The following is a 20,028-nucleotide window of genomic DNA, read 5'->3' as shown; positions in this document are numbered from 1 at the left end:
TCCTCGTCGCCCTGGCCGCGGGCCGCCGCTGACCCGGGGCCAGGGGCGGCCCTGGCAGGTGGTCGCACGTCGCCGGCGCCGTGCCCGCCTACCGGATGGCCTGCGCGTTCTGGCGGCGGGCGACCTCGGCGCGTACGACGGGAGCGACTTCGGTGCCGAGCAGTTCGATGGCGCGCATGACGTCGCGGTGGGCGACCGGCCCGACGGCGAGTTGGAGCATGGCGCGTTGATGGCCCAGCACCTCGTACTGGTGCATGAGCTTGTCCACGACCTGGCTGGGCGAGCCCACCGCGTACATGCTCCCGGGTCCGTTCTTGGCCGCGATGGTGGCCGCGCTGAGCGGGGGCACGCCACGCTCGGCGCCGATCATGTTGAACAGGGCGGCGTCGGCGGGGAAGTAGATCTCGCCGGCCTTCTGGGAAGTGTCGGCGACGAAGCCGTGCATGGTGACCGCGATCGGCTGTGGTGGCTGTTCGTACTGCGCCAGGGCCTCGCGGAAGAGCTCGACCATGGGTGCGAATTGGTCGGCCGTGCCGCCGATCGTGCCGAGGGCCAACGGCAGACCGAGGGACGCGGCCCGCACGACGGAGTTGGGACTGCCGCCGACCGCGATCCACACCGGGAGCCGGTCCTGCACCGGACGCGGCAGGATGAGCTCGTCGTGCAGCGCCGGCCTGAACCGCCCGGACCAGGTGACCGGCGCGGGTTCACGCAGGGCGAGCAGCAGGCGCAGCTTCTCGTCGAACAGGGCGTCGTAGTCGCCCAGGTCATGCCCGAAGAGGCGGAACGAGTCGGTCAGCGCCCCGCGGCCGGCCATGATCTCGGCGCGTCCTCGGGAGGCCAGATCCAGGGCCGTGAACTGCTCGAACACCCGCACCGGATCGTCGGAGCTGAGCACCGTCACGGCGCTGGTGAGCCGGATCTGTGACGTCCTGGACGCGGCGGCGGCGAGTAGGACGGCCGTGGCCGGCGCGGCGAACCCGGCCCGGTGGTGCTCACCGAGGCCGAACACGTCCAGTCCGACCTGGTCGGCGAGGACGATCTCTTCCAGCAGTTCCGGGATCCGCTGGGCCGGCCCCACCCCGTCACCGATCGCGACGTCCGCGAAGGTGAACGCGCCGATCTCCATGATGTGCCCCTCGTTGTTCGTCATGCCGAAGCGGTCGGCGTGGACAACTGCTGGAGGAACCCGGTGAAGTCGAGATCTCCCCAGTGTTCCGCGATCTGGCCGCCGACGACCCGGTCGACGGAGGTTCCGGTCAGGAAAGCGGTGTTCCCGGACGCGGCGATGCCGAAGAACTCCCCGGTGTGCGTGCCGCCGAGCCGGTAGCGGGTCGCGACCTTGTCTCCCTCGGCCACCTGGTCGAGCACCGCCAGCGTGAAGTCCTCGAAGGCGGGGAAGAGGGTCTTGTCCGCCGCGAGCCATCCGGCCCGGTCGAAGGCGCCGCCCATGACGTGGTTGACCAGGTCGGCGGAGACGTACGTGGCGAAGCTGGCGTCGAGGTCCTTCCGGTTGTAGCTCTCATAGAACGCGCGAGCGGTGTCTTTGACGGTCTGAGTGTCGGCCATGCTTCCTCCCCAGATAAGTGACGCATGTGCGTCACTTACTCTAACAGCCGCTCGGGCCGGTTATTCCAGCCCCGTACGATCACCGCATGGACGAGTCGGGACTGCGGGCGGACGCCGAGCTGAACCGGCAACGGCTGCTCGCCGCCGCGCGGGAGCTGTTCGCCAGCGAGGGCACCGATGTGTCGATGCGCCACATCGCACGTCGGGCCGGCGTCGGGGAGCCCACCCTGCGACGGCGCTTTCCGTCGAAAGGCGCGCTGCTGGCGGAGGCCTTCCAGGACCGGATCGCCGCGTACGCCGACCTCGCCGAGGCCGCGTTGGCCGACCCGGATCCGTGGCACGGGTTCGTGACCTTCGTCGAGCAGATCGCCGGCATGCAGCTCGTCGACCGGGGCTTCACCGAGGTGCTCACGATGAGCTTCCCCGCGTCCATCAGGTTCGCCGCGGAGCGTCGCCGTGGATACCGGGCCATCCAACGGGTCATCGCCCGCGCGCAGGAGATCGGTCGCCTGCGCGACGACTTCGTCCCCGAGGATCTGGTCATGCTGCTGCTGGCTCATGCCGGGGTGGTGGCCGGCGGCGGCGATCAAGCCGGCCGGTTCTCCGCCAGGCTTCTCGCCTACCTTCTCCAGGCGGCCAAGGCGACCGCGGAGACCGAACCGCTACCGCCCGCGCCGTCCGAGGCCGAGGCATACGGCGAACTGCTGCGGCTGAGCGCCACCACGGACCGCCGACGGAAGTAGCGACCCGAAGGGCACGAGACGTGCTCAGAACATCGGGCGACCGCTGACCGCACATGCTTGACGTGTCAAGCACAGTAGGGTGGTGGTCATGCCCGGGCCACGCAAGCTCCCCACCCGCGACGAACTGCACACGTGGCGTGAGTTCATCGAGACCACCGAGGCACTTCGCGGGATGCTCTCGGCGCGCCTGCACAGCGACTCCGGGCTCTCGCCGGGTGACTATGCCGTGCTCCTGGCGCTGAGTGAGGCCACCGGAGGCCGGATACGTTCGTCCGAGCTGGCCGCGAGCATCGGCTGGGAACGCAGCCGGCTCTCGCATCATCTCGGCCGGATGGAGCGGCGGCAGCTGATCCGGCGCGAGGAGTGCGCCACCGACAACCGGGGCGCGGAGGTCGTGCTGGAGCCGGCCGGCGCCGAGGCCTTCCGCGGGGCCACGGTCCCGCACCTGCGGGCCATCCGGGAGCTGTTCGTCGACGCCCTCACCCCCGAGCACCTGGCCGCCGCGGGCGAGATCGCCGCCGCCCTGCGGGCACACCTGTCCCGACCCGCACCGCCCGCCGTCCCCGACTGACGACCACCCGAGCTGAGCCACCTCCCTGCCGGCAGGTATCAGCACACGTGCTGCGGTGTCCGCCGCACCGCCGAGATCGAGGCACGCGGCCCGGCCGCCGTGGCCTGAGGTGTGACCCCGTCCTCGGCCGTGGCGTGCCAGGCGCCTTAGGCGCTTTGCCGGGCAAGGACCAGGGTGGCCAGCCCGGTGGCGAGGAACAGCCCGCCCAGCAGCGCCCAGCCCGCCCAGCCGTGTTCGATGGCCGTCACGGTCACCAGCATCGGGCCCAGCATCGAGCCGATCGAGCCGCCGGTCGTGCTGACGCCCTGGTAGGCGGCGATGTTGGCCGGGTCGGCGAGCTCGAAGGCGAGGGTCCAGTTGCCGGCCTCGGCGAGGACTTCCGCGAGGCTGTGCGCCACGGTCGCGAGCGTCAGCAGCATCACGGCGATGAGCGCGACGCCGTGGTCGGCCGTGGCGTACAACGCGCAGGCGAGGGCGAGCAGCACGCCGGACCGGGCGACGGCGCGCCCGGCGCCCGGGAGTTCGTGGGTGCCGCGGGTCGCCCGGATCTGCAGGAGGGAGACGATGACGGTGTTGAGGGCCAGCAGCCCGGCGACGGTCACCGCCGGCGCGGCGGTCCAGCCGGTGATCCACAGCGGGACGCCCACGGTCAGCATGCTGAACTGCATGGTCATCACCGCGTTGAGCGCGGCGGCGGTGAGATAGGTGCGGTCGCGCAGCGGGGAACGGTGCGGGCCGCGTACGCGTGGCCCGCCGGCCGTCCCGCCCACCGGGAGCCGCCGCACCGGCACCGCGGAGACGAACAGCATCGCGGCGGTCCACACCATCGCCACCAGGTAGGCCGGATCGGTGTCGATCGCGAGCGCGACGGCTGCGAGCCCCGCGCCCACCCCGATGAAGGTGTTGGTGACCACGCGCAGCCGGGCGCGCACCTCGACCCGCTCCGGGCCGACGAAGCTCTGCGCGATCATCGTGCTCAGCGCCGTGCGCTGCACGGCCTGCAGGCCCACCGCGGCGCACGCGACGGCGACGAACGCCACCGGTGTGCGCACCACCACGTACGCGAGTAGGGCCAGTCCCTGGCCGGCGGTGGCGGCGACCAGCACCCGCCGCGCGCCGACCGCGCCGGCCAGGTAGCCCGATCCCAGCGACGCGCCGACGGCGACCGCGCCGGCGATGGTGAGCCCGAGGCCGATGGTGGCGGGGGACAGGCCGGCGACGCGGGTGAAGAACAGCACGCTGACGCTGAAGAAGACGCCCTTGGACAGCGCGCCGGCCATGGTCGCCCAGGTCAGCGCCCGCAGGGTGGGATCGTCCGGGCGCAGGCCGCGCCGGATCCAGCCGGACACGGACGGCCGGGCCGGGGTCAGGACATCACTCATGACCACAGTTGTCGCAGGTGCCCGGCCGGGCGCACCAACGATGTAGCGTTATGCTTCATGGTGCGGTATCAGCTGGTCGGCATGGACCTCGCCGGTGTGCGGTTCGCGGTGTCCCCGCTCAACGAGATGGTGCTGTCCCTGCGCGCCTGGCGCGACCCGGGCCGCTACCCGCTCAACCTGCGCTGGCTGCACCAGCTGGAGGAGGTGCGCGGCAGCCTCGACGAGGAGATGCTGCTCGCGCTGACCAACACCAGGCTGTGGACGCCGGACTTCCTCAACCCGCGCCCGTACTCGCCGCTGACCCGGATCGACGACGAGCTGGCGCAGCTGGCCGGCACCGACCCGGGCGTCGTCCGGCGCGGTCTGCGGGACGTGCACACCACGGGCGAGCTCCCGGGCCCGCTGCGCGGCCCGGCCGCCCGGGTGCTGGCCCGCATCGTCACCGCACTGACCGACTACTGGCGGCTCTGCTTCGAGCCGCACTGGCCGCGGATGCGGGCGCTGCTGGAGGGCGACCTCACCTATCGTGGGCGGCAGATCGCGCGGCGCGGGCTCGCCGCGATGTTCGCCGGGCTGTCGCCCACGGTCCGGCTCGTCGACAACGTCGTCGACGTTCAGCTCCGCTCCAAACTGGACTATCGTCGCGCGACCGACGGCGACCTGACCCTGGTGCCGAGCCTGTGGACCATCAACGCGTCCACCCCGATCTCGCCCGACGAGCCGCCGCTGATCCTCTATCCGGCCCGCGGCGTCGCGACCCTGTGGGAGCCGCAGGCCCTGCCCGCCCCCGACGCCCTGGCCGGCCTGCTCGGCGCCACCCGGGCGGGCCTGCTGATCCAGCTCGCCACGCCGGCCTCCTCGACCGAGCTGGCCGTCCGGCTCGGGGTCACCACCACCGCCGTCAACCAGCACCTGCGGGCACTGCACACGGGCGGTCTGCTGGTCAGCGCCCGGCACGGCCGCTCGGTGCTCTACCGCCGTTCCGACCTCGGCGACCAGTTGACGGCCGGCCGGGCCTGAGCCCTGGACCGTGCACCTTGGACAGTTCCTGCGCGGGCGGTGCCGGATCAGGGCCGCAAGCCGGCCTGGTAGGCGATGACCACGAGCTGGGCGCGGTCGCGCGCGCCCAGCTTCGTCATGGCGTGGTTGATGTGGGTCTTGACGGTGAGCGGGCTGAGCGTGAGGTGCTCGGCGATCTCGGTGTTGGACCTCCCGGTGGCCACCAGCGCCACCATCTCGCGTTCCCGGTCGGTCAGCCCGTCGAGCAGGCCGGCGTCTGCCACCCGGCCCTGGTCGGCCAGCGCCAGGTAGCGGGCGATCAACCCCCGGGTCGCGACGGGGGAGAGCAGGGAGTCGCCCCGGGCCACCGTGCGGATCGCGTCGATCAGCGCCTCCGGCCGGGCGCTCTTGCCGAGAAAGCCGCTCGCCCCGGCCCGCAGCGCCTCGAAGACGTACTCGTCGACCTCGAACGTGGTCAGGATCAGCACCCTCACCCCGGCCAGATTCTCGTCGGCGGTGATCCGGCGGGTGGCCGCGAGGCCGTCGAGCTCGGGCATCCGGATGTCCATCAGGACGACGTCGGCCCGTTGCTGGCGGGCCATCCGGACGGCTTGGCCACCCGTCGCCGCCTCGCCGACCACGGTCAGGTCGGTGGCGCTGTCGACCATCAGGCGCAGCCCGGCGCGGACGATGTCCTGGTCGTCGGCGAGCAGCACGCGTACCGGGGTCACGGCGCGCCGGCCGGGGCCGGCAGCTCCGCGCTGACCCGGAAACCACCCTCCGGGCGCGGGCCGGCGGTCAGCTGACCGCCGAGCGCGACGGCCCGCTCGCGCATGCCGATGATGCCGTGCCCCGCCGCCTTTCCCTGGCTGCTGTGCGTGGTGGTCTGCTTGCGCGTGCCGATGGTGCCGTGTCTCGCCGCCTTCTCCTGGCTGCTGTGCGTGGTGGTCTGCTCGTGCGTGCCGATGGTGCCGTGCCCCGCCGTCTTTCCCTGGCTGCTGAGCGTGGTGGTCTGCTCGCGCGTGCCGATGGTGCCGTGCCCCGTTGGTGTCGCCTCGCCGTCGGAGGGTGGTGGACCGTCGTCGTCCACCGCCAGGGCCAGCGTGCCGGGGCGGAAGGTGAGCCGGATCGCCGCCGAGGTCGCCGCCGCGTGTTTGGCCGTGTTGGTCAGCGACTCCTGGATCAGCCGGAAGGCGGTGAGGTCGACCGCCTCGGGCAGCGGCCGGGCCGGGCCGCTGACCTCGCAGGTCACCCGCAGCCCGGCGGCCGTGAAGGAGGCGATCAGCTCGTCCAGCCGGCCGAGCCGACCGGCCGGTTCGACCGGCTCGTGCTCCTCGCCGGGCTCGCGCAACAGGCCGACGGTCAGCCGGAGCTCCTCCAGGGCCGCCCCGCTGGCGTTCTGGATGTGCTCCACGGACTCGCGCGCCCTGGCCGGATCCCGGTCCAGCAGGTAGGTCAGGGCGCCCGCCTGCACGCTGATCAGGGCGACGTGGTGGCCGACCGCGTCATGCAGGTCCCGCGCGATGCGGATGCGCTCGGCCTGGAGCCGCCGGCGTGCTTCGTCCTCGCGTCCCTGCTCGGCGCGCACGGCCCGTTCCTCGAGCATGGCTCGTTGCGCGCGGTTGGCCCGTACCGCCTGGCCGGTGGCCGCCGCCGCCAGCACGTACGGCACCACCGCGAGGCTCTCCAGCTGAATCCGTTCCTGCATCGCGGAGAGCACGCTGCCGACCAGTCCCACGGCACCGCTGACCGCGGCGGCCGCGATGACGGCCGCGGCCAGCTCACTGCGCAGGGAGTACACCAGCATCGCCAGGACGAGTGCGGGTCGGGCCGGGGATTCCTGCGCTCCCCCCGGCATCAGGACGATCACACCCGCGGCGGCTGTGGCGGGCACGAGCCAGGGCTGCCAGCGCAGCGCGGGGACCACAGCGAAGGCGGCGGAGACCACCACGGCCGTGACCAACGTCAGCAGCGACGTGGAACCCGTCCGGATGTGGGCGAAGACCGAGGCGCCCACGAACAGGACCACCGCCGCGGCGACCCGCATGGCGTCGGGGCGAGCGGCGGAAGCCCGCTGGATTCCCCCGTACGCCCGCTTGATGCTCCTAGGCAGGTCTTCGGCTTCCACAGGGTGACAGTAAGCAACCCGCCGCACCCCCGCAAACAAACTACTGCCGGCGCAGTAGCCCGATCCGCGCAGGTCATGCCGGCACCTGCGAACGCGGTAGGAAACGGCCGGCGCTACCACGATCACAGCGGGTCAGGTCGCGGCGGCAGGCCGAAGACGAAAGGTGCCCGGCTACGAAGGATTGAGGCGTCCCGAAGACCCTTGAATGGAGAACCAGCATGGCGTCGTTTCTGTATCGGCTGGGCATGTTCGCCTTCCGCCGCCGATGGGCGGTGCTTGTGGCATGGCTGTCGATCCTGGCGGCCGCGCTGATCGGTGCCTTCACCCTGTCCGGTCCCACCCAGGACTCGTTCAGCATTCCCGGCACCCCGGCGCAGAAGGCCATCGACCTGCTCGCCGACCGGTTCCCCCAGGCATCGGCCGACGGGGCCACCGCACGCGTGGTATTCGCCGCACCGACCGGTCAGAAACTCAGCGACCCGGCCAACAAACAAGCGATCACCGCCGCGGTCGCCGGCCTGAAGAAGACACCCCAGGTCGCCTCGGTCCGGGACCCGTTCACCGCCGGCACGATCAGCCAGGCCGGCACGATCGGCTTCGCCCAGGCGAACTTCACCGTCGCCGCGGACAGCCTCACCGACACCGCCCGCACCGGCCTGACGACGGTCGTCGAGCAGGCACGTGCCGCCGGGCTGAACGTCGAGGTCGGCGGCGACGCCATCGACACACCCACCGAACAAGGCTTCGGTGAGATCATCGGGGTCGGCGTCGCCGCGGTGGTCCTGGTCATCACGTTCGGGTCGATGATCGCCGCCGGGCTGCCCCTGCTGACCGCGCTGCTGGGCATCGGCATCGGCATCGGGGCCATCACCACCCTCTCCGGGTTCGTCGACCTGTCAGCGCAGACCCCGGTCCTGGCCCTGATGCTCGGGCTGGCAGTCGCGATCGACTACGCGTTGTTCATCGTCTCCCGCTACCGCGCCGAACTCGCCGCCGGCCATTCCCCCGCGGACGCGGCCGGCCGGGCGGTCGGCACCGCCGGCTCAGCGGTCGTCTTCGCCGGCCTCACCGTCATCATCGCCCTGGCCGGGCTGACCGTCGTCGGTGTGCCCTTCCTCGCCCAGATGGGCCTGGCCGCGGCATTCACCGTAGCGGTCGCCGTCCTGATCGCCCTGACCCTGCTGCCGGCCCTGCTCGGCTTCACCGGCCACCGGATCACCGCCGGCCGGATCCGCGGGCTGCGCCCGGAACACACCCGCACCGGCGACACGATGGGACTGCGCTGGGTCCGCGCCATCGCCCGCCGGCCGGTGGCAGCCCTGCTGATCGCGGTCGTCGCGCTCGGGGTGATCGCCCTACCCGCGACGCGACTACGCCTCGGGATGTCCGACGACAGCACCGCCGCACCGGACACCACCCAGCGCAAGGCCTACGACCTGCTGTCCACCGGCTTCGGCCCCGGATTCAACGGCCCACTCGTCGTCGTGGTCGACGTGAGCACCGGCACCGCCGCCCAAACCGCCGGCCAGGTCGCCCGACAGCTGCGCGACCTCGGTGACGTCGCCTCGGTGAGCGACCCGACGATCAATCAGGCCGGCGACACCGCGATCCTGAGCGTCATCCCGGCCAGCGGACCCAGCGACACCGCCACCAAGGACCTGGTACGCGCCATCCGCGACACCGACGGCGACGTGCCCGGCGCCGCTATCGCCGTCACCGGCCTGACCGCCGTCAACATCGACATCGCCGCGAAGCTCGGTGCCGCGCTGGCCCCGTACCTGTGCCTGGTCGTCGGTCTGGCGTTCCTCCTGCTGATGCTGGTCTTCCGGTCCCTGCTCGTACCGATCAAAGCCACGCTCGGGTTCCTGCTCAGCGTCGCCGCGACCTTCGGCGCCGTGGTCGCGGTCTTCCAATGGGGCTGGGCCGCCGAACTGCTCGGCGTCCAGCAGACCGGCCCGATCATCAGCTTCCTACCGGTGATCCTGATCGGCATCGTCTTCGGCCTGGCCATGGACTACCAGGTCTTCCTGGTCACCCGGATGCGCGAGGACTACGTCCACGGCACCCCGGCCCGCGAGGCGGTGATCACCGGCTTCGGCCACGGCGCCCGGGTCGTCACCGCCGCCGCGATCATCATGATCAGCGTCTTCTCCGGCTTCATCCTCGCCCCCGACGCCATCATCAAATCGGTCGGCTTCGCCCTCGGCGTCGCCGTGCTCTTCGACGCCGTCATCGTCCGAATGATCATCGTCCCCGCGGTGCTGACACTCCTCGGCGACACCGCCTGGTGGCTGCCACGATGGCTCGACCGGCTGCTACCCGACGTCGACGTCGAAGGCGAGAAGCTGCGCCGCCGGCTCGACGACGTGCCCGCCGAACCAACCACGGCGATCGCCGAGCCCGCGGCGGTCTGAGGAGCCCTCGATCGTCCGCCCGTCGTCCCCGGACGGCGGGCGGATCTAGCCCGGCCGGACCACGTTCGTCATGATCAGGCAGGCGGCAGTGCCGGCGACGATGCTGAGGACGACGTTGCGGCGCCACCGACCACCCAGCTGCTGGGAGACCCCGCGATCGCCCGGGTGGCTGACCCCCGTGGTTTCGTGGTCATGAGGAGGACGGGAAGGCACCGACTGTCACGGCTTGGCCAGGGGGCGGTCGAGGCGCCAGACGCCGGCCGGGGGGAGGTTCGCCCACACCGTCCGGCGGCCGGCCGCATAGGTGGACTGGTAGGCGGCCATGACGGCGTTCACACCGGCGTGCCGGCGGCCTTCGTCCCGGGAGGCGAACAGGGCCCGGGCGGCGCGCGTGCCGAGGTAGCCGAAGTAGGTCAGGGTGCCGCCGGGGTGAAGCAGGTTCAGATACCCGCCCATGATCGTCTCGACCTGCCGGGGAGTGAAGTTGGTCAGTGGCAGGCCGGAGACGATGACGTCGTAGCGCTGCTCGGTGTCGAGGTTCTCGACGTACGTCTGGTGCACGTCGACCTGGCCGGGCCGGCCGGCCAGGTGGGGATGGTCGGCGACGAGGTGGCGCAGCCGTGCGGCGAAGCGCGGGTTGGCCTCCACGATGTCGAGACGGCTACCGCCGGACAGCTGAGGGATGAGGGCACGGGTGACCGCACCCGTGCCGGCGCCGACTTCCAGGATGGTCAGCGGGCGCGGTGTCCGTGCCCGCACGGGCTCGGTCAGCGCGCGGGCCAGGGCCTTGCCGCTCGGGGCGATCGCGCCGGTGGTGCGCATGTCGCGAGCGGCCTCGCGGAGAAACATCCAGCTGTCGGCCTTCGGCCGAGCCGGCACACGATCGGGAGAGACGGTCCAGTTGCTCATGGCATTCGACGCTAGGAGTCCCCGCAGTCCGTTTAATCTGTCGTTGTGTGACGGTCTCTCCCTACGAAAGTCGGGGGTCCGCGTGGCGGATCGTCGGTCCTGCGAGCACTGCCGGCGGCTTAGGGTGGCCAGAGTGGCCCGGAGCGAAGGCGCGAGATGGACGACGTACGGACGCGTGGTGCTGGTGGCGCTGCTGACCGTGGTCGCCGCACTGAACTGCGCGATGATCCTCGACGGTCGCACCCTGGTCGCGGCCGTCGCCGTGGCCGTGCTGGCCGGGGCGGCCCTGCTCGTACGCCCGTGGCAGCCGGCCGCTCAGCTCGCGGCCACCGCCGTGGCGCTGGGGTGGGGGTGGCCCATGGTGACGCTGCTGCTGGTCGCCCTGTTCGATCTGGCCGCGCATCGCCGCGCCCGGATGGCCGTGGGATGCGCTGCCGTCGCCCTGGGCGGCAACCTGCTCGGTCCGCCGGTGACCTCGCTGTGGACCCCGGACCGGTACGCGGCCGCCGTGTTCCTGCCCCTGCTGGCCGTGGTCGGTGGTCTGTGGCTGGGCAACCGGCGGCGGCTGCTCCAGGCGCTGGCCGCGGACATCGAGCACCTACGGATCGAGGGGCAGCTTCGCGAGGACGCCGCCCGGGCCGCCGAGCGGTCCCGGATCGCCATGGAGATGCATGACGTGCTCGCCCACCGGTTGAGCCTGCTCGCCCTGCATTCCGGTGTCCTGTCCACCAGGGCCGACACGCTGCCCGCGCCGGTCGTCGAACGCCTCGGCTTGCTGCGTACCACCTCCACCGAGGCCCTGGCCGACCTGCGCGACGTGCTCGGCGCGCTGCGTGGCCCCGGCGCCGGTGACCGGCTCACTCCCGTCATCGCCGAGGTCCACGACCTTGTCGAGCAGGCCCGCGCCGCCGGCCAGCACGTCGAGGCGACCACCGACGGCCGCCCGGACCAGGCGCCCACGACGCACCGCCTGGCCGCCTACCGCATCGTTCAGGAGGCACTGACCAATGCCCGCAAGCACGCTGCCGGCGCCGACGTGACCGTCCGCGTCGACTACCGGCCACCCCGCACCGTCATCGAGGTCACCAACACCGCCGGCACGCCGGTCACCGACAGCGTCGCCTCCGGGTACGGCCTCGTCGGCCTGCGCGAACGGGTCACCGCCCTCAGCGGTCAGCTCCGCGCCGGCCCGTCCGGCGCGGGAGCCTGGCGGCTGACCGCCCACCTCCCGCACCCCGCCGCCATCGGCCGGGACGCGGCCGGACGCGACCGGGACAGCGCGTGATCCGCGTCCTGATCGTCGACGACGACGCCCTGGTCCGCCTCGGGCTGGCCGACCTCCTCGATGGCGACCCGGGCATCGAGGTCGTCGCCCAGGCCGCCGACGGCCTCCAGGCCGTCGAACGAGCCATCGCCCACCGGATCGACGTGGCCCTCGTCGACATCCGGATGCCCCGCATGGACGGCATCACCGCCACCGCGCGGCTGCGGGCCCTGCCCAACCCCCCGAGGGTGATCACGCTGACCACCTTCGACCTCGACGACCACGTCTACAACGCCCTCACCGCCGGCGCCGACGGGTTCCTGCTCAAAGACACCGACCCGGCCGAGATCCTGCGCGCCGTCCACCTGGTCGCCGCCGGCTCGGCCATGCTCCACCCCGCCGCGGCCCGCCGCCTCATCGACCGATACCACGCCACCACCCAGCCCACCTCCGCGGCGGCTCGGGCCCGGCTCGACCGGCTCACGCCCCGGGAACGGGACGTGCTCGCCCTGCTCGCCCAGGGCGAGACCAACGCCGACATCGCCACCCGCCTGACCATGCGGGAGAGCACCGTCAAGGCCCACGTCAGCCGCATCCTGGCCGCGCTGGAGGTCACCAACCGCGTCCAGGCGGCTCTGCTGGCCCGCGACGCGGGGAGTGCCTGACGTCCCTCGCTAGGCAGCCGGACTCGGCTGGGGCGGTTTGCGGCGCTCCGACCAGATTGATGGCCGCGTCGGTGGTGCTGAGACCGCTGAACCGCACCACGGGCGGGATCACCACCAGCAACAGGCCGGCCAGCGCCAGCAGGCCGGCGAAGCTCAGCGCCACGTCGACCGTCGTCCGGGAGCGTCCACTGAGCTCGCCGAGCAGCCGCACCGGTCCCAGCTCCCGGAGCCGCCCCAGCTGGACGCCGAGCATGCCGAGCGGGCCCGGATGGCGGCCGAGCCACCGGCCGACCGGGACCAGCACGGCGATCAGGACGACGAGAACCGCGAGCGCGCCGCTGGCGTGCCCGGCGCGGGCGGCGACCAGATCGTAGGAGGCGCCGGCCACGGCAGCACGAGCCCGGCGACGACCGCCGACTCCGCCGTCACCAGCCCGGCGACCACCAGGTACACCAGCCGGGGCACCTGGTGGGGAAGGATCGATTAATTCGACTCCTTTCGAGGAAATGGCCCCGGGGCGACAGACATGTAGGTGATGTCGGGCGGGAGCGCCCGACATCACCTACCGAGGGAGCAACCTTGGCACGCGCACCCGACGCCGCCCTCTTCGAACGCCTCTACCGGTCCTGCTACGACGACCTGCTCCGGTACGCCCTGCGCCGCACCGGCCGGCCGGAGACGGCCGCCGACGTGGTGGCGGACACGTTTCTGGTCGCGTGGCGGCGGTTCGGTGACATCCCGGCCGGCAAGAGCCGCCCCTGGCTGTTCGGGGTGGCCCGCAACGTCCTCGCCAACCAGTACCGCGCGGAGCGCCGCGACACCGACCTCGCCGCCCGGCTGCGCCACGAGCTGAGCGGTGCCATCGTCACCGCGCCCGAGGTGCCCGCCGAGGTACCGGCCGCCTTCGCCACCCTCAGCGCCACCGACCAGGAGTTGCTGCGCCTGGTCGCCTGGGAGGGGCTGTCCACCGAGGAACTGGCCGTGGCGCTCGGCTGCTCGGCCAACGCCGCCCGCATCCGCCTGCACCGCGCCCGGGCCCGCTTCGCCGCGGCGCTGCGCGCACCGTCTTTCACGAAATAGAGGGGATACCCATGACCGAGCCCGACCGCATGATCCAGCTCCTGGCACCCGAGCTGGACATCCCGCACGCCGCGGCCGACCCGACCGGCCCGGCCGCCGACGACCTGCTACGCCGGGTCATGTCGGCGCCGTCGCCGACCCCGCGCCGCAAGTGGGGCCCGCGCCTGGCCGTCGGCGGTTCCCTGGCGGCCGGCCTGGCCGCCGCCGTCGTGGCCGCGAGCGTCTGGCTGCCCGAGTCGAGCCCGGGCGGTCCCACGCCGGCGCGGGCCGCCGCGCTCCGGATCACCACCGGCGGCACGTACCTGGAGATCCGCATCCTGGACCCGGCCGCCGACCCGCGGCGCTACCGCGAGGAGCTGGCGGCGCGCGGGCTCGATATCGACCTCGCGCTGGCCCCGGCCGCGTCCGACGAGGTCGGCCGGGTGATCTTCGAGGAGGAGTCCTCGCCCGGGATCGAGCCGGTGGAGGCGCCCGGCAACTGCACCGCGAACGGCAACTGCGGGGTCGGCGTCAGGGTCCCGCTCGCCTACCACGGGCACGCCCGCATCGTCTTCGGCCGTACGCCGCGGCCCGGCGAGTCCGTCGAGGGCGACGCGCCGGTCCTGTCCAGCGGTCAGCAGGCGCAACTGCGCGCCCTGGTCGGCAAGAACGTCTCCGACGCGCGGCGGCAGCTGGCCGAGAACGGCCAGACCGCCAGCTACCGGATCATCGTGTCAGAGTCCATAGGGGAGGATCGCCGGCAGAAGACGTCGCTGGACGTTCCCGCTTCCCAGGTGCCGGGCACGTGGATCGTGTACGACGTGGCACCGCTCGCCGGCGACGTCGTGGTGATCTGGGCGTCCGCGGACGGCAAGCCGCCGACCCGCTGAACGGTGCGGCAGAAGGACGGCCAGTTGACCACTGTGGAATGACTCGGCGGCTGACGGCCGGAGGTGGGCGTGGTCTCGCGGGACTGCTCCCACCTCTCTCCGGCGTGCGTTCCCCTCGGGCTGTCGTACCCATGTGTGATGCTTCGGGGCATGGCGACTTTCGTTCTGATTCACGGCGGCGGGGGCAGTGCCTGGGACTGGCATCTGCTGGGGCCCGAGCTGGCCGGCCGCGGCCATGATGTGGTGGTGCCGGAGCTGCCGATCGAGGACAGCTCGGCGGGGTTCGCCGAGTTCCGCGAGGCGGTCGTCACCGCGATCGGCGACCGGCGAGACCTGGTGGTCGTCGGCCACTCGTACGGTGCGTTCACCGCGCCGCTGATCGCCGGCGAGCTGCCGGTGCGGATGATCGTCCTGCTCACTCCCATGATCCCGCGGCCCGGTGAGCGGCCCGGGGACTGGTGGGCCAACACCGGCTATCGCGGCGCGGAAGGGCTCAGCGAGGAGCAGCAGTTCTACAACGGTGTGCCGGCCGAGATCGTCGCGGAGGCCGCGGCGCACGGCCGGGAGCAGGCCAGCGCGGAGTGGGGCCAGCCCTGGCCGCTGGAGGCCTGGCCGGAGGTGCCGACGAAGGTGCTCATCGCCCGCGAGGACCGGTTCTTCCCGGCGGACTTCCAGCGCCGGGTGGCCGCCGACCGGCTCGGCGTCACCCCGGATGAGGTCGACGGTTGCCACTCGGTGGCGCTCAGCCACCCGAAGCAGCTCGCCGACCGGCTGACCGCATATCTGCCGCAGTAGGCGTAACTCGCACCACGGCAGCTGTGCGAGTTACGCGTCAAGCACGAAGACGAGCTCGGCGACGCCGTCGTCCGGTGGCGGTGCTTGAGCTTCCCCCTCGACGTCTCGCCGAAAGCCCGCCTTCTCCAAGACCCGGATCGAGCCGGCGTGGTGGACGGCGACGTGGGCGTACACCGGCCGGGTCGGCTCGTCCTCGGTCACGAACCGGGCGAGCGCCCGCGTCGCGATGCCCCGGCCCCACCGCTCACGTCGGGCGCTTCGGGGCCCGGTGTTGATCGTAGGCGGTTGGGACATCCGGAAACGGCCCGCCGACCCTCCCCGGCGAATGGAGCAATCTCCCAGGCACGTGGCAGATGCCGGCCCTACGGTGGCGCGCTTCAGTACGGTTGCCGTATGGACGTACCCGGTCTTTCCCGGCGATCGCCGGCGCAACTGCCGATCATCGCCGTGGCCAGCGGCAAAGGCGGCGTGGGCAAGTCGAGCGTCGCGGTCGCGATCGGCCGCGAGCTGGCCCGGACCGGCCGCCGGGCCGGGCTGGTCGACGCCGACCTGGCCGGCCCCGACGTGCCCCGCATGCTCGGTCTGCGCCGCGACGTGCGGGCCACGTCGGTCACCCTCGCGGGGTGGGGCGGCTCCCGGCTGGAGGCAATGGACGTGGGCGGCCTCAAGGTCGCGTCGGCGGGCTTCCTCATGGCCGGCAGCCAGGGCTTCGCGCTCGGGTCGGACCTGGGCGATCTCATGCTCGGCCGGCTGATCAGGGAAACGAACTGGGGCGACATCGAGGCCCTCGTCGTGGATCTGCCGCCCGGCATCAGCTTCACGCAGCAGGGCGTGCTCTCCGGTGCCGGACGGGTCGCGACGATCCTGGTGGTGACACCGGCCGAGGTCGCCCATCTGGACACCGGCCGGACCCTCAGCGCGCTCCGCGAGGTGCGGACGCCGGTGCTGGGCGGGGTGGAGAACATGGCGTACTTCGAGTGCCCCTGCTGCGGCGAGAAGACTGAGCTGTATGCGCCGGCGCCCGGCGAGCGCACCATTTGGGCCAGCGGCGTCGAACGGCTCGCGCGGCTTCCGTTCCGGCCCGGCGCGGTGATCGACGCCGCCGATCTCGGCCCCGTTCTGGAGGCGGTGGCGGCGCACATCGCGGCGTGACCCGCTCGTGGGCGCGATCCGGGGGATCGTTCAGGGCCGTCTGGGCGACCGCGGCGGAGCCGGCGGGGGCGCGAACGGATCCGGCTCCGCGTCGGCGCGCGACCGGGCGCCGCCGGCCAGGCCGAACTGGAGCATGCCCTTGACGAAGCCGCTCAGGGCGTCGGCGTCCCAGCCACCGAGCCAGAAGTCGGCCGTCCACGGCGCGTCGAAGTCGGCCGGCCGGGGCAGCACGCCGTCCGGGTCGTGGCATTCGCCGCTGCCGGCCAGCGCGACCGAATACAGCATCCGCACCGGGAAGAAGGCGGCCAGCCGCGCATTGCCGAGCAGGGCGCTGCGCGCCGCGAGCGCGGTGCGGCTCGTCTCGTCAGGGGCGGTCCCCAGCGCTTCGTCCACCTGATCCTTGCGGGCGCGCCAGACGTCGGCGAGATCCGTGATGCCGGTGGCGTCGGCGATGTCGGTCAGGCCGGGCTGCACGCCGGTGGGCTGCAGATCGTCGAACGGGAACTCCTCGCGGTCGCGGTGCCTGCGGCGCAGCCGGAACCGGCCGGCGGAGATCTGCGGGTGGAACGGCACGATCGGCTCGAATCCGTCGTCGGCCACGATGCCGTTGCGTCCCTCGAAGACCGGCGTGTCGAGCAGGTCGACGGCCGCGCCGAGCAGCGGATGGCCGGCTTCGATGCGGCCGTCGACGCGGACGGTGCGGACGGTGACGCCGATCGGCGGGCAGAACGGGCGCGGGACCGTCCCGGCCGGATGCAGGCGGAGGACCCGGTCGAGGTCGGGCTCGCCGGCCAGGGCGTGGACGTAGCCGCTGACGCCGCGGGGCTCGTCGGCGGGGTCGGGATCGGTGGCGAGCCGGCATTGGAACCAGCCGGCGAAGCCGAGCGAGACGGTCATGCCGTGCCTCCCGCGACGCCCCGCAGGTTGCGGCCGAGCCAGCGCAAGTTCTGCCCGAGGAACGCCAGCCGGGGCAGCTCCGCCCCGAGCTCCGACGAGGCGGCTGCCGCGGCGTCCAGGCGCTCCAGCAGGATGGGCCACCGGTTGGCGGGCTGCGTGGCGATCTGGACCTCGGTGTAGATCTCGAACGGGGCGCCCGCCGTTCCGCCGGAGCCGTCCCGCGCCACCGGCAGCTCGGTCAGCATCTCGGCCAGCGGACGGAAGACCCCGCTCATCAGGTTGCGCAGAGCCATCCGCAGGGCGTCCCGCTGGGCCGGGATCTCGCCGCCGAACGAGTAGTACTGCAGCAGCATCATCAGCACCGACACGTAGACCGAGTTGGCCAGCTCGGCTACCCGCACGGTGCGTGGATGGACGATCAGGGTGCCGGCGTCGGGTGCGTCGGGATGGCTGCGGGTCCGCGGATCCCAGCCGACCGGGCGGGCCGGCGCGAAGCCCTCCGGCTCCGCGGTGAGCGCGCTGCGCAACGCGAGGAACGTCGCGTAGTGCGACGGCGTACGGCTTCCCGGCGAGCCCTCGCCCTCCAGCACGATGGCGTCGATCGCGGCGAGGGCGGTGCGGCGGTCGGTGACCAGCCGCAGCGAGAGCCGGTTCGACCAGTCGTCGGTGTCCTGCGCGAACCGGGGCCCGATGAACAGCTGCCGCTCGGGGATGACCTCGAACCCGTGCCGGATCTTCGCGTACAGCTCGCCGAGGAACAGGTAGGTGAGCGGGTCGGGCACGACGCCGGCCGCGGCGGCCGACGACAGGCCGGGCGGCGCCGGCGGCGGCTCGCCCTCCGGCAGCTCGAAGCAGACGAACTGGTACAGCGCCTCGTCGCCGTAGGGCCGCAGCCGGAAGTCGAACGGGTAGTAGCGGTGGGCGGGCTGCGGGAAGTTCGGCCGGCCCAGCCGCGGGGCCCCGCCGATGGCGGACATCAGGTTGCAGACGCAGCCCAGGTGCGCCATCTCCTGCCGGGCGACGGCGAGCAGGGCGCCGGCCCACCGGCGCACCCGCTCCTGCTGGGCCGGGCTCAGGCCTTCGTCAGCGCGCTTCTTCAACGAGTACGCGGCGAACAGGTATTGCAGGAGAACGCCGTGTTCGACCTCCGACGCCTCGACGAGTGCGTCGATGAGCTCCTCCCGCGTGTCGATGGTCACCGCAGTTTTGTCCCGCAGTTCGCGGCGGTCCTCCAGGCATTTGTCCGAACGCCGACTCCTCACCCGTTCGTGCGGTCGGAATGCTGACGCGTCACCGCGTTGCCCGGAGCGTCGGACCTAGCCTGGCGGCATGGCGGTGGATGACTTTCTGCCCTCGCGGCACGGCTTCGCGTTCACCAACGCGTGGCCGGATCAGCCGGCGGTCACTCTGCCGACGCCCTTCGGCGACATCGGGATCGGCAACGCCGGTGGTGGGCTGTGCGGCGGCATGGCGTTCGCCGCTCTGGACTACTGGCTGGCCGGGCGGGCACCGGGGCTTGACCGGCCGGCGGCCGGCGATCCGCTCTATCGCTACATCGTCGATCGGCTGATTGACTCATGGCACGCGCCGGCGGGCGTAGCCCAGTTCTACCAGTGGATGAGCCTTCCCGACGGGGACAACGTGATCAAGTTGTTCGGGCGCCGGGTCGTCACCGAACGCGGACTCGGCTGGCGTACGGTTCGGGTCCAGTGGCCGCAGATCAAGAAGGACCTGGATCGGGGCTTGCCGGTGCCGATCGGTGTGGTGACCACGGCCTCGAGGAATCCGAAGGATCTGGGGCTCAACCATCAGGTGCTGGCCTATGGCAGCGGGGCGGACGGCAGCCGGGTGACCCTGCGGGTGTACGACCCCAATCGTGGTCGCCGCGACGACATCACCATTCGGATGGACACCAGCGCGCCGGCCAGGCCGGTCACGTTCGACCACAACCTCGGCCTCGGGCAGCGCCCGATCCGTGGCTTCTTCCGGGTGGCCTACACGCCTCGCCAGCCTGCGTAGCCCACGACCGGCCGGGCCTGGTGGTGATCCAGGTAGCCCGGTTCCCAAGCATGGCGGGGATCGACCAAGATACGTTCCATGAGCGACACGGATGACACCCGGTCCTTGGCGGAGGCTCCCCGGGTGCCGGCCCCGGACGGCTCGACGGTCCGGCCGCTGGGCGCGATCGCGGGCGTCGGCAGCTTCGCCCACTTCCAGTTGGAGCCAGGCCAGGTCTCGAAGGCGGTGTCGCACGCCACCGTGCAAGAAATCTGGTATGTCATCGCCGGGAGCGGGGAGATGTGGCGCCGTCACGGCGACCGCTCGTGGACAGCGCGCCTGCATCCCGGCGTCTGCCTCACCATACCGCTGGGCACGATCTTCCAGTTCCGGGCCGATCCGGGTGCCCAGCCGCTCCAGGTCGTGGCGGCGACGATGCCGCCCTGGCCGGCAGACAGCCGGTCGGAGGCGCGTATCGAGGAAGGCGCGTGGCCGCCGTCCGGATGACCATGAAGGTGTGCCGGTCGCGTGGAACTGGGGTCGAGCGTTCGCGCATCGCCCGCATGCCGCCTCGGGTCGCGCTGGTCCGTGGA

22 protein-coding genes are annotated in these 20,028 nt (G+C 72.3%); 12 read left to right on the top strand and 10 right to left on the bottom strand.

What is annotated here, in order from left to right:
- Nucleotides 1-88: 88 nt before the first annotated feature.
- Nucleotides 89-1,153: an LLM class flavin-dependent oxidoreductase gene (locus tag DMB66_RS03405; protein ID WP_199751858.1), complete on the bottom strand. Its 1,065-nt coding sequence runs from the start codon at nt 1,151-1,153 to the stop codon at nt 89-91.
- Entirely contained in the window at nt 1,150-1,569 is a 420-nt protein-coding gene (locus DMB66_RS03400; protein ID WP_125802514.1) for an ester cyclase, read from the bottom strand. The genes DMB66_RS03405 and DMB66_RS03400 overlap by 4 nt, the downstream gene beginning before the upstream one ends.
- Before the next feature lie 86 nt (nt 1,570-1,655).
- On the opposite strand from DMB66_RS03400, the gene DMB66_RS03395 reads away from it, so the two are divergent.
- Both DMB66_RS03395 and DMB66_RS03390 read left to right on the top strand, forming a co-directional pair.
- A complete protein-coding gene (locus DMB66_RS03395; RefSeq protein WP_125802513.1) occupies nt 1,656-2,312 on the top strand; it encodes a TetR/AcrR family transcriptional regulator in 657 nt (218 codons plus the stop codon).
- A gap of 88 nt (nt 2,313-2,400) precedes the next feature.
- Complete coding sequence (locus DMB66_RS03390) at nt 2,401-2,883, top strand: MarR family winged helix-turn-helix transcriptional regulator (RefSeq protein WP_125802512.1); 483 nt, start codon at nt 2,401-2,403, stop codon at nt 2,881-2,883.
- Between the two features lie 146 nt (nt 2,884-3,029).
- Here the strand turns inward: DMB66_RS03390 and DMB66_RS03385 are convergent, their stop codons facing one another.
- The gene (locus DMB66_RS03385) at nt 3,030-4,265 is read right to left on the bottom strand and encodes an MFS transporter (RefSeq protein WP_125802511.1); all 1,236 of its coding nucleotides are present in this window, start codon (nt 4,263-4,265) and stop codon (nt 3,030-3,032) included.
- Between the two features lie 57 nt (nt 4,266-4,322).
- On the opposite strand from DMB66_RS03385, the gene DMB66_RS03380 reads away from it, so the two are divergent.
- A complete protein-coding gene (locus DMB66_RS03380; RefSeq protein ID WP_125802510.1) occupies nt 4,323-5,285 on the top strand; it encodes an HTH domain-containing protein in 963 nt (320 codons plus the stop codon).
- A gap of 47 nt (nt 5,286-5,332) precedes the next feature.
- On the opposite strand, the gene DMB66_RS03375 is transcribed toward DMB66_RS03380, so the two are convergent.
- Both DMB66_RS03375 and DMB66_RS03370 read right to left on the bottom strand, forming a co-directional pair.
- The gene (locus DMB66_RS03375) at nt 5,333-5,995 is read right to left on the bottom strand and encodes a response regulator transcription factor (protein ID WP_125802509.1); all 663 of its coding nucleotides are present in this window, start codon (nt 5,993-5,995) and stop codon (nt 5,333-5,335) included.
- Nucleotides 5,992-7,392: a sensor histidine kinase gene (locus DMB66_RS03370; protein ID WP_125802508.1), complete on the bottom strand. Its 1,401-nt coding sequence runs from the start codon at nt 7,390-7,392 to the stop codon at nt 5,992-5,994. The genes DMB66_RS03375 and DMB66_RS03370 overlap by 4 nt, the downstream gene beginning before the upstream one ends.
- Before the next feature lie 218 nt (nt 7,393-7,610).
- On the opposite strand from DMB66_RS03370, the gene DMB66_RS03365 reads away from it, so the two are divergent.
- Nucleotides 7,611-9,806, top strand: coding sequence for an MMPL family transporter (locus DMB66_RS03365; RefSeq protein WP_125802507.1), 2,196 nt, complete (start codon nt 7,611-7,613; stop codon nt 9,804-9,806).
- Nucleotides 9,807-10,025: 219 nt separating this feature from the next.
- Here the strand turns inward: DMB66_RS03365 and DMB66_RS03360 are convergent, their stop codons facing one another.
- A complete protein-coding gene (locus DMB66_RS03360) occupies nt 10,026-10,715 on the bottom strand; it encodes a class I SAM-dependent methyltransferase (protein WP_125802506.1) in 690 nt (229 codons plus the stop codon).
- A gap of 133 nt (nt 10,716-10,848) precedes the next feature.
- Between DMB66_RS03360 and DMB66_RS03355 the strand changes: the two genes are divergently transcribed.
- Nucleotides 10,849-12,000, top strand: coding sequence for a sensor histidine kinase (locus tag DMB66_RS03355; protein WP_199751855.1), 1,152 nt, complete (start codon nt 10,849-10,851; stop codon nt 11,998-12,000).
- On the top strand, nt 11,997-12,644 hold the full coding sequence (locus DMB66_RS03350; protein WP_125802505.1) for a response regulator transcription factor: 648 nt from the start codon (nt 11,997-11,999) through the stop codon (nt 12,642-12,644). The genes DMB66_RS03355 and DMB66_RS03350 overlap by 4 nt, the downstream gene beginning before the upstream one ends.
- On the opposite strand, the gene DMB66_RS03345 is transcribed toward DMB66_RS03350, so the two are convergent.
- A complete protein-coding gene (locus tag DMB66_RS03345; protein WP_125802504.1) occupies nt 12,592-13,032 on the bottom strand; it encodes a hypothetical protein in 441 nt (146 codons plus the stop codon). The two genes, DMB66_RS03350 and DMB66_RS03345, sit on opposite strands and share 53 nt — an antisense overlap.
- A 191-nt stretch (nt 13,033-13,223) precedes the next feature.
- Here DMB66_RS03345 and DMB66_RS03340 point away from each other — a divergent pair, with 191 nt between their 5' ends.
- From DMB66_RS03340 to DMB66_RS03330, 3 genes are all read left to right on the top strand, one after another.
- Nucleotides 13,224-13,724, top strand: a complete 501-nt coding sequence (locus DMB66_RS03340) for an RNA polymerase sigma factor (RefSeq protein ID WP_125802503.1) — start codon at nt 13,224-13,226, stop codon at nt 13,722-13,724.
- Between the two features lie 11 nt (nt 13,725-13,735).
- Nucleotides 13,736-14,593, top strand: coding sequence for a hypothetical protein (locus DMB66_RS03335; protein WP_125802502.1), 858 nt, complete (start codon nt 13,736-13,738; stop codon nt 14,591-14,593).
- 150 nt (nt 14,594-14,743) lie between these two features.
- A complete protein-coding gene (locus tag DMB66_RS03330) occupies nt 14,744-15,388 on the top strand; it encodes an alpha/beta fold hydrolase (RefSeq protein ID WP_125802501.1) in 645 nt (214 codons plus the stop codon).
- A 30-nt stretch (nt 15,389-15,418) separates the two neighbouring features.
- Here the strand turns inward: DMB66_RS03330 and DMB66_RS03325 are convergent, their stop codons facing one another.
- Nucleotides 15,419-15,820 carry a GNAT family N-acetyltransferase gene (locus DMB66_RS03325; protein ID WP_255440324.1) on the bottom strand — a complete coding sequence of 134 codons (402 nt, stop codon included), beginning with the start codon at nt 15,818-15,820 and terminating at the stop codon, nt 15,419-15,421.
- On the opposite strand from DMB66_RS03325, the gene DMB66_RS03320 reads away from it, so the two are divergent.
- A complete protein-coding gene (locus tag DMB66_RS03320; protein ID WP_125802499.1) occupies nt 15,782-16,540 on the top strand; it encodes a P-loop NTPase in 759 nt (252 codons plus the stop codon). The two genes, DMB66_RS03325 and DMB66_RS03320, sit on opposite strands and share 39 nt — an antisense overlap.
- A gap of 30 nt (nt 16,541-16,570) precedes the next feature.
- On the opposite strand, the gene DMB66_RS03315 is transcribed toward DMB66_RS03320, so the two are convergent.
- Both DMB66_RS03315 and DMB66_RS03310 read right to left on the bottom strand, forming a co-directional pair.
- Nucleotides 16,571-17,437, bottom strand: a complete 867-nt coding sequence (locus DMB66_RS03315) for a hypothetical protein (RefSeq protein ID WP_125802498.1) — start codon at nt 17,435-17,437, stop codon at nt 16,571-16,573.
- Complete coding sequence (locus DMB66_RS03310) at nt 17,434-18,636, bottom strand: ferritin-like domain-containing protein (RefSeq protein WP_158647131.1); 1,203 nt, start codon at nt 18,634-18,636, stop codon at nt 17,434-17,436. Before DMB66_RS03310 ends, DMB66_RS03315 begins: the two co-directional genes overlap by 4 nt.
- 130 nt (nt 18,637-18,766) lie before the next feature.
- Between DMB66_RS03310 and DMB66_RS03305 the strand changes: the two genes are divergently transcribed.
- The gene (locus DMB66_RS03305; RefSeq protein WP_125802496.1) at nt 18,767-19,456 is read left to right on the top strand and encodes a hypothetical protein; all 690 of its coding nucleotides are present in this window, start codon (nt 18,767-18,769) and stop codon (nt 19,454-19,456) included.
- Between the two features lie 78 nt (nt 19,457-19,534).
- On the top strand, nt 19,535-19,942 hold the full coding sequence (locus tag DMB66_RS03300; protein WP_125802495.1) for a cupin domain-containing protein: 408 nt from the start codon (nt 19,535-19,537) through the stop codon (nt 19,940-19,942).
- The last annotated feature ends 86 nt before the right edge of the window (nt 19,943-20,028 follow it).

This window comes from Actinoplanes sp. ATCC 53533 (assembly GCF_003947245.1).
Note: the sequence above shows the minus strand (reverse complement) of the source record. Positions and strands in the feature narration are given on the sequence as shown.

What these genes read in the sequence shown, in the direction of transcription:
- DMB66_RS03335 (WP_125802502.1), top strand. Translation starts at nt 13,736, where the DNA reads ATGACCGAGCCCGACCGCATGATCCAGCTCCTGGCACCCGAGCTGGAC.
- DMB66_RS03315 (WP_125802498.1), bottom strand. Translation starts at nt 17,437, where the DNA reads ATGACCGTCTCGCTCGGCTTCGCCGGCTGGTTCCAATGCCGGCTCGCC.
- DMB66_RS03395 (WP_125802513.1), top strand. Translation starts at nt 1,656, where the DNA reads ATGGACGAGTCGGGACTGCGGGCGGACGCCGAGCTGAACCGGCAACGG.
- DMB66_RS03390 (WP_125802512.1), top strand. Translation starts at nt 2,401, where the DNA reads ATGCCCGGGCCACGCAAGCTCCCCACCCGCGACGAACTGCACACGTGG.
- DMB66_RS03305 (WP_125802496.1), top strand. Translation starts at nt 18,767, where the DNA reads ATGGCGGTGGATGACTTTCTGCCCTCGCGGCACGGCTTCGCGTTCACC.
- DMB66_RS03330 (WP_125802501.1), top strand. Translation starts at nt 14,744, where the DNA reads ATGGCGACTTTCGTTCTGATTCACGGCGGCGGGGGCAGTGCCTGGGAC.
- DMB66_RS03320 (WP_125802499.1), top strand. Translation starts at nt 15,782, where the DNA reads ATGGACGTACCCGGTCTTTCCCGGCGATCGCCGGCGCAACTGCCGATC.
- DMB66_RS03300 (WP_125802495.1), top strand. Translation starts at nt 19,535, where the DNA reads ATGAGCGACACGGATGACACCCGGTCCTTGGCGGAGGCTCCCCGGGTG.
- DMB66_RS03405 (WP_199751858.1), bottom strand. Translation starts at nt 1,153, where the DNA reads ATGACGAACAACGAGGGGCACATCATGGAGATCGGCGCGTTCACCTTC.
- DMB66_RS03400 (WP_125802514.1), bottom strand. Translation starts at nt 1,569, where the DNA reads ATGGCCGACACTCAGACCGTCAAAGACACCGCTCGCGCGTTCTATGAG.
- DMB66_RS03380 (WP_125802510.1), top strand. Translation starts at nt 4,323, where the DNA reads ATGGTGCGGTATCAGCTGGTCGGCATGGACCTCGCCGGTGTGCGGTTC.
- DMB66_RS03365 (WP_125802507.1), top strand. Translation starts at nt 7,611, where the DNA reads ATGGCGTCGTTTCTGTATCGGCTGGGCATGTTCGCCTTCCGCCGCCGA.
- DMB66_RS03360 (WP_125802506.1), bottom strand. Translation starts at nt 10,715, where the DNA reads ATGAGCAACTGGACCGTCTCTCCCGATCGTGTGCCGGCTCGGCCGAAG.
- DMB66_RS03385 (WP_125802511.1), bottom strand. Translation starts at nt 4,265, where the DNA reads ATGAGTGATGTCCTGACCCCGGCCCGGCCGTCCGTGTCCGGCTGGATC.